The 6,948-nt window shown below is 45.1% G+C and carries 8 protein-coding genes and 1 pseudogene; 4 read left to right on the forward strand and 5 right to left on the reverse strand.

Going from position 1 to position 6,948, the window contains the following annotated elements; translation table 11 throughout:
* Window positions 1–672: pseudogene (gene glcP, locus RAC86_RS32635) on the forward strand (glucose/mannose transporter GlcP); the annotation flags it as partial.
* A 147-nt stretch (window positions 673–819) separates the two neighbouring features.
* Here the strand turns inward: glcP and RAC86_RS32640 are convergent.
* From RAC86_RS32640 to RAC86_RS32655, 4 genes are all read right to left on the reverse strand, one after another.
* Window positions 820–1,347, reverse strand: coding sequence for a MarR family transcriptional regulator (locus RAC86_RS32640; protein ID WP_377886496.1), 528 nt, complete (start codon window positions 1,345–1,347; stop codon window positions 820–822).
* Window positions 1,348–1,423: 76 nt separating this feature from the next.
* Window positions 1,424–2,923: a monooxygenase gene (locus RAC86_RS32645; RefSeq protein WP_003233126.1), complete on the reverse strand. Its 1,500-nt coding sequence runs from the start codon at window positions 2,921–2,923 to the stop codon at window positions 1,424–1,426.
* 179 nt (window positions 2,924–3,102) lie between these two features.
* Complete coding sequence (lepB, locus tag RAC86_RS32650) at window positions 3,103–3,609, reverse strand: signal peptidase I (protein WP_003233128.1); 507 nt, start codon at window positions 3,607–3,609, stop codon at window positions 3,103–3,105.
* Window position 3,610: 1 nt separating this feature from the next.
* The gene (locus tag RAC86_RS32655) at window positions 3,611–4,234 is read right to left on the reverse strand and encodes a TVP38/TMEM64 family protein (RefSeq protein WP_010886465.1); all 624 of its coding nucleotides are present in this window, start codon (window positions 4,232–4,234) and stop codon (window positions 3,611–3,613) included.
* A 151-nt stretch (window positions 4,235–4,385) separates the two neighbouring features.
* On the opposite strand from RAC86_RS32655, the gene RAC86_RS32660 reads away from it, so the two are divergent.
* The 3 genes from RAC86_RS32660 to RAC86_RS32670 all read left to right on the forward strand — a co-directional run bounded on the left by RAC86_RS32660 (window position 4,386) and on the right by RAC86_RS32670 (window position 6,622).
* Window positions 4,386–4,748, forward strand: a complete 363-nt coding sequence (locus RAC86_RS32660) for a YhjD family protein (protein ID WP_003233132.1) — start codon at window positions 4,386–4,388, stop codon at window positions 4,746–4,748.
* A gap of 207 nt (window positions 4,749–4,955) precedes the next feature.
* On the forward strand, window positions 4,956–5,156 hold the full coding sequence (locus RAC86_RS32665) for a DUF3311 domain-containing protein (protein WP_003224377.1): 201 nt from the start codon (window positions 4,956–4,958) through the stop codon (window positions 5,154–5,156).
* The gene (locus RAC86_RS32670; RefSeq protein ID WP_029726292.1) at window positions 5,153–6,622 is read left to right on the forward strand and encodes a sodium:solute symporter family protein; all 1,470 of its coding nucleotides are present in this window, start codon (window positions 5,153–5,155) and stop codon (window positions 6,620–6,622) included. Before RAC86_RS32665 ends, RAC86_RS32670 begins: the two co-directional genes overlap by 4 nt.
* A gap of 43 nt (window positions 6,623–6,665) precedes the next feature.
* Here the strand turns inward: RAC86_RS32670 and RAC86_RS32675 are convergent, their stop codons facing one another.
* Window positions 6,666–6,935, reverse strand: a complete 270-nt coding sequence (locus RAC86_RS32675) for an excalibur calcium-binding domain-containing protein (protein ID WP_029726293.1) — start codon at window positions 6,933–6,935, stop codon at window positions 6,666–6,668.
* Window positions 6,936–6,948 lie beyond the last annotated feature (13 nt).

Below are 6,948 nucleotides of genomic sequence, written 5' to 3' on the forward strand. Positions count from 1 at the left end.
AAGAACCGAAAGTACGCTAAGAATGCTAACCAACAAGTGACCTTTCCAGATGGAGGAGCATTTCAATACTTTATAGGAGATAGAAAAAAATCAAAGCAATTAGGCTTTTTTGTATTTTTTGCTTTCCTATATGCTGGAATTGAAACAAATTTTGCCAACTTTTTACCTTCAATCATGATAAACCAAGACAATGAACAAATTAGTCTTATAAGTGTCTCCTTTTTCTGGGTAGGGATCATCATAGGAAGAATATTGATTGGTTTCGTAAGTAGAAGGCTTGATTTTTCCAAATACCTCCTTTTTAGCTGTAGTTGTTTAATTGTTTTGTTGATTGCCTTCTCTTATATAAGTAACCCAATACTTCAATTGGGTGGTACATTTTTGATTGGCCTAAGTATAGCGGGCATATTTCCCATTGCTTTAACACTAGCATCAATCATTATTCAGAAGTACGTTGACGAAGTTACAAGTTTATTTATTGCTTCGGCAAGTTTCGGAGGAGCGATCATCTCTTTCTTAATTGGATGGAGTTTAAATCAGGATACGATCTTATTAACCATGGGAATATTTACAACTATGGCGGTCATTCTAGTAGGTATTTCTGTAAAGATTAGGAGAACTAAAACAGAAGACCCTATTTCACTTGAAAACAAAGCATCAAAAACACAGTAGAAAATGTGTAAATTAAAGATACTAATAGACATATCGTATAAGCAGGGCAAATTCCTGAACATCTCTTCAAGAGGAAAACTGATTTACGTTACAGCCTTGAAAAAGAAGGAAGAAACGCGAAAAACACGCACCGCAGTGCGTGTTTTTTTATTTAAAAATGCTAGGAAGCCCCCCTTCAATTTCTTCTGACGACGGATACCATTTTGTCACCAGATCCAGAAACAGCCGTTCCGCAAAAAGAATCTCTTCCTCGGTATAGCGGTCAAAAAATGACAGAAAACGCTGTTCAGCCTTCTGATGATAATATTTGTGCAAACTGTGCAGCTTTTTTCCAGCAGGCGTCAATCGGAAGTAGACCTCCTTTTTATTATCGCTGAGCTGTGTTCTGTGAAGGAATCCTGCGCCGAGCAATTTTGTGCTGATGCGTGATACAGTCGCTTTTGTCGTATTCATTTTTTCTGCTATCGACGTGACATTAATTGGTTCATTGTCCCCGACACAGGATAGAACATGAATTTCTGTCATCGTCAATTGAGATTTACTCCCGTGCTCTACATCCAGCTTCCCCAATTCGTCAGATAAAAAGGCTTTAATAAGCCCCTCCCATTTCTCCTGCTGATGAATGAGCTCCGCATACAATTCAAAAAGATTGCGTTTCGTATGATCTGTGTTCATCGGGTTTTCCATCCTTTTTCATTCGATTGTTTCTTCTATCATACCGTTTTGTTACAGATGAAACAATCGAATTGAATTATATTCGGCTGGTGACGGAAAACCAGCGGCTGATCCCTTTTTGAATCACCTCGGCACAATCGGGCGCTGATGCATCCACCGCCCAGGCTACATGTCCATCGGGACGAACCAATATGGTATGCACATCCCGCAACTTTTCATTCGGTTCTGCAAGCGAGGCGGTTACCGTACGTAAGCCTTTCACTTCGATATGCTCATCAGCTTCCTGCCTCAATGACAGCAAAACGAATGACCCGTTTTGGAAAAAGCTGTACAGCCATTCCGAACTGCCGTCGGAAAGAATCAGCTTCATGTCAGGGAGCCGTGCCCCGTTCAAACGATTCGGCGGCATGGTACGATCAGCTTCATATCTGACATCGAGTGCAGAAATTTGCCCTGCTACATATCGATTCACATCAGGGAAGGCCAGCAGCTCCGACATCATGCTTCGCAAATGGAGGCCTGCTTGAGTGAAATCGATCAGCTTTGTCTGTGCCTCCGTGTTTCTGAGGAGCCCTTCCGCTGCCGGATGCCGCTCGTCATGGTAGCTGTCCAAAAGCCATGAAGGCGCAGAGCCTTTGATGGCCGCCGCCAGTTTCCACCCAAGGTTCATTGCATCCTGAAGACCGACATTCAGTCCTTGCCCGCCCGCCGGAAAATGAATATGCGCGGCATCACCCGCAAGAAAGATTCTGCCGTCCCGATACCGTTTCGCTTGGCGCGCGGCGTTCCCGAACCGCGACATCCACGAAGGGTTGCTTAAACCAAAGTCAGTTCCGCAAATTCGCAGGAGGTCAGCTTTCAGCTCTTCCTCAGTCACAGGCACATCTTTCGGCGTTTGCGTGCGATAAGGGCTGATCACAACGACACGGTATCGGTCTGGAGATAACGGAACAATCATAACACCGCCCTCTTTTGTGCAAAGGGACAGCACGCCTGACGGCGGCGGAGAAAGGAGCACCACATCCCCAAGCGCAGCGGTGACAGTGCTGTCTGTTCCCGGAAACTCAATTTTTGCCTGTTTCCGGACGGTACTTCCGGCGCCATCTGCCCCAACGGCAAACTTGCTTGTGATCGTCCGTACACTGCCGTCCCGATCCTTAAAAATCGTTTGGACCGCTTCCCCGTTTTGCGTAACCGCCAGCGCCTCGGCACCCCGAAACACCTCTGTTCCCAGGCTTCGTGCATGATCTTCAAGAAGCTTTTCTGTTTTTGACTGCGGGAGCAAAAGCGTGTAAGGACAGCTCGTATCCAAGCCTGAAAAATCCAGACGGGTATCCAGCATTGAAAAATGTCCGGAAGGTATCTTGCTTCCCTTGGATACGAACCGCTCTAAAATCCCTCTCATCTCAAGGAGCTCCAGCGTTCGGGGATGCAGCGTCAATGCCTTGGAATGCGGAACAGGTTTTTCAAGCCGTTCAATCACACATGTTCCCACTCCGGCCATCGCAAGCTCAGAAGCCAGCATAAATCCGACCGGCCCTCCTCCTATAATCACTGCTTCATATTTCATCATCATTCACCACTCCTTTTGTTTCATGAAAAACGAACAAAAACCAATAAAAACGGCCCTCTAATCAAAAAATATATAAATTTTGTTACATAGGTAACAATTTTGATTATATCTCCTTACAAATTTTTCTTCAACACATTTTTCCAAACGGCATACAAAAAGACGCCTCTTCAATTAGCGTCTTTTTATTCGGCATCAGAAATCACACCGACAATATTTTTTTCTCTTATCGGACCAAAATGCCGGCTGTCGAAGCTGTATATGCGATTATCTCCAACGACAAAATATTTTCCTTTCGGCACCTTGCTTGTTCCCGTCACATCTTTCAAAGAAAAATCACCCGTTACATGGCTGCCGGCAGAAACAGATTTCAAATGCTTCAAAAATGGCTCAGCAACCTGCTTTCCGTTCACATACAGCTGATCATCTTTATATTTGATCGTTTCACCGGGCAAGCCGATTACCCGTTTAATCAGCACTTTATGATCAGGGCCTTTAAAAAGGACGATGTCAAAGCGATGGATGGTTTTAAATCGATGCGAAAATTTATTGACCAACAATTCGTTTCCTTCCTGGAAGGTCGGGTTCATACTGACGCCTTCTACCTTGTAATCAATAAAGACAGCATTTTTAACCTGAATGGCGAGAACAACGGACACTACACCGGCAAGAAACCAAAACCGTTTTTTCATGTTACTGTCTCCCTCCATCATGCTCACGCTGACTGGCTCTTACATGCAGATACCGCTCCACCTTTTTGCCGACATACCATAAGACAGTGATCACCAATACGGCGATGACCGTTCGAATCGGCTGTGTAATCAGCGCGTGCAGATCATATCCGATGAAGCTGATCATAAAAATCATGACAAGCTTCCCCGAGGCTGCCGCCAAAATAAACGGCCGCGTTCCGATCCTTGACAAACCGGCAACAACATTCACCGCGGCTGACGGTGTAAATGGAAAACAAAGCAGAAGAAACATGGGACCGAAGCCGTGTCTTTCCACCCATAACATCAGCTTTCTGACAGACGGATGACTGCGGATAAATCCAAGCAATTTTCTCTGTCCGTATTGACGGACAATCAAAAAGACGAGAATGGAACCAGCAGTTGATCCCGCCCAGGATAGGATGAATCCTTCCCACAAGCCAAACGAGTTCGTATTCGCCACCACAAACACGATCAGCGGCAAAAACGGGAGAAATGCTTCAATTAAAGGCAGCAGCACAGCAATGAGCGGACCGAAAGCCCTATAGCTTTGAAATAATTCAGTTAAATGTTCTTGTGTCAAATAGGATAAAAAATGCTCCAACATTTATACTCCTTACCGGGTTTGTCTATCCTTATTCTACACATTATCAGCAGAAAACTAAAAAGTTTTGGTGATTTTTTCTGTCTTGAAACATTTCACCAGCCGATATAGAATACAAATAGAACAAACGTTCCCTTAGAAAGAAGGAGTCAATATGCCAAATCTGCAGGAGGAAATATACGATTTAATTGAACGGGCTCTCTTTTTGCCCATGGCCATTACGATTTTTAACCGTGATCTCGCCGGAATTGAAGAAAGCACATTAAAATTGAAGCATCCTTATAAACAGCTTATCAGCGAATCATTAAAAATAGCACAAAAGGATTTGATGGAGGTCAGAAAAGAACTGAGGAAAAGAAAAATTGCAATCCGCGAGACGGAACGCGATGAGGCCTTTACACTCTATACATTTGTCATCGACGGTTATGAAGAAAACCATCGCTATTTTAATCCGCGAATCCGTGAGCAGGTCAGCGAATTATTAACATACTATCTATTTGCCCCAGACAGACTCTGAGCCTTTTGAATCATACTGCCCGTTCCCTCTTCGGGCGATTCAGAGCATTAATTTCAGACAATTCACACTATACAAACAAAATAAATTTATTTATAATTCGAACCACAGCCTTTCACTCCAAAAAATGACATGTGCTGCGATATCTGCGACATCATTTTCAGTACGCTTAGGCTTGTACACCTCAATCCTAAATAGAAGGAGGATTCTATGAAACTGATTCACGTTCTTGCCGCTTTGCCCTTTATCGGAATCTTACTCGGCATCCCTTTTGCAAATAAGGTGACCCCCTATGTGTTCGGCATGCCGTTTATTCTTGCCTATATTGTGATGTGGGCTCTTTTGACCTCTGCGCTGATGGCGATTGTGTATGTCCTCGACAAGGAAAATAAAAAGGAGGAAGCAGAATGAATGCAGCTCTCATCATCATCTTCGGTGTCCTGCTCTTGAGTATTTTTCTCGGTATACGCGCCCAAAAAGGAAAAGACATGAACCTGGAGCAGTGGACGGTCGGAGGGCGCGGCTTCGGAACTGTTTTCGTCTTCCTTTTGATGGCAGGCGAAATTTATACTACTTTTACGTTTCTCGGCGGCAGCGGCTGGGCCTACGGAAAGGGCGGTCCAGCCTTTTATATCATCGCCTACGGATGTCTGGCCTACATCCTTTCTTACTGGCTTCTTCCAGCAGTTTGGACGTACGCGAAACAGCATAAACTAATGTCGCAGTCTGATTTTTTCACAAAAAAATACAACAGTCCGCTGCTTGGCATTCTCGTTTCACTGGTCGGCATCGCCGCACTCATTCCCTATCTTGTACTGCAGCTGAAAGGCCTCGGGCTGATTGTATCGGAAACCTCGTACGGCAAAATCACCCCGACCGCTGCCATCTGGATCGGCGCTGTTTCCATCACGGTTTATGTTATGGTTTCAGGCATTCACGGGTCTGCCTGGATATCGGTTGTGAAGGACATCATGATTCTGGTTGTCGTTCTGTTTTTAGGTGTGTATTTGCCAATTCATTACTACGGCGGATTTCAAGACATGTTTCAGCAGATTGAAACGGCAAAGCCTGGCTTTCTTACGCTCCCCGAATCGGGACAAAGTGTGGCCTGGTTCAGTTCAACCGTACTCTTGACAGCGCTTGGTTTTTACATGTGGCCTCACACGTTTTCCGCTTCGTATTCAGCCGAAAACCCAAAAGTCTTTCGTAAAAACGCCATCATCATGCCTTTGTACCAGCTGGTCCTGCTCTTTGTCCTTTTCGTCGGCTTCGCGGCTATCCTGCAAGTTCCAGATCTGAATGGCGCAGACGGGGATTTGTCGCTTTTGAGACTGTCTCTGCAAGCATTTGACCCTTGGTTTGTCGGAATTATCGGTGCTGCCGGACTGCTGACAGCACTTGTGCCAGGGTCTATGATCTTAATGTCCGCCTCCACACTGTTTGCAAAAAATGTGTACAAGGTAATCGCGCCCCGCACGACAGAACAGCAAGTATCGGCTCTTGCTAAGTTTTTAGTGCCGGTGATTGCGTTGATTTCGGTGTATTTTACCTTCAAAGGCGGGAATACCATCGTTACGCTGCTTTTGATGGGCTACAGCCTTGTCACACAGCTTTTCCCCGCCCTTTTGTTCAGCCTGTTCAAGCATAATATGGTGACAAAGCAAGGAGCCTTCGCCGGCATTATTGCAGGTGTCGGAGCAGTTACTTATATTACAATGACGGAAACGACGATCGGCACTTTATTTCCGGCTCTGCCGCAATCCGCAAAAGACTTGAATGTCGGCATCGTCGCCCTGCTTTTGAATATCACGGTCATGATGGCAGTCAGCCTTATGACAAGGAAGGCGAAAAGTGCTGCGGCCGATCAGGCGGCTTAAGCAATAGAAAAAGCAATCTGGTCATCAGATTGCTTTTTCTTGTTTACCGTTCACAGGCGATAAGATCTTTATCGCGGTCTTTATTTTTATTGGCATCATAAAGGTCCTTAGAGACGTAAGGCTTGTACTTCGTTTTTCCGCCTTTGTTTTTCACCTTCGATGTGCGGGCCACTCCGCCTTTGTATACTTTGTTTAACTCCTTGCAGTTCTTATAGACCTTCACCTTTGTTTTGGCTTCCGCCACATGGTCAGCTCCGCATGAAAAACCGAAAACGAGACCGAGTGACAGCAAAACCGCCGCCGCTTTTTTCATGACGATTCACTCC

This window comes from Bacillus sp. LR_5 (assembly GCF_042709275.1).

Excerpts from the sequence above, each read along its gene's own strand:
- RAC86_RS32645 (WP_003233126.1), bottom strand. The coding sequence starts at position 2,923 with ATGATGATGAAATATGAAGCAGTGATTATAGGAGGAGGGCCGGTCGGA.
- RAC86_RS32665 (WP_003224377.1), top strand. The coding sequence starts at position 4,956 with ATGAAACTGATTCACGTTCTTGCCGCTTTGCCCTTTATCGGAATCTTA.
- RAC86_RS32640 (WP_377886496.1), bottom strand. The coding sequence starts at position 1,347 with ATGAACACAGATCATACGAAACGCAATCTTTTTGAATTGTATGCGGAG.
- RAC86_RS32670 (WP_029726292.1), top strand. The coding sequence starts at position 5,153 with ATGAATGCAGCTCTCATCATCATCTTCGGTGTCCTGCTCTTGAGTATT.
- RAC86_RS32660 (WP_003233132.1), top strand. The coding sequence starts at position 4,386 with ATGCCAAATCTGCAGGAGGAAATATACGATTTAATTGAACGGGCTCTC.
- RAC86_RS32675 (WP_029726293.1), bottom strand. The coding sequence starts at position 6,935 with ATGAAAAAAGCGGCGGCGGTTTTGCTGTCACTCGGTCTCGTTTTCGGT.
- lepB (WP_003233128.1), bottom strand. The coding sequence starts at position 3,609 with ATGAAAAAACGGTTTTGGTTTCTTGCCGGTGTAGTGTCCGTTGTTCTC.
- RAC86_RS32655 (WP_010886465.1), bottom strand. The coding sequence starts at position 4,234 with ATGTTGGAGCATTTTTTATCCTATTTGACACAAGAACATTTAACTGAA.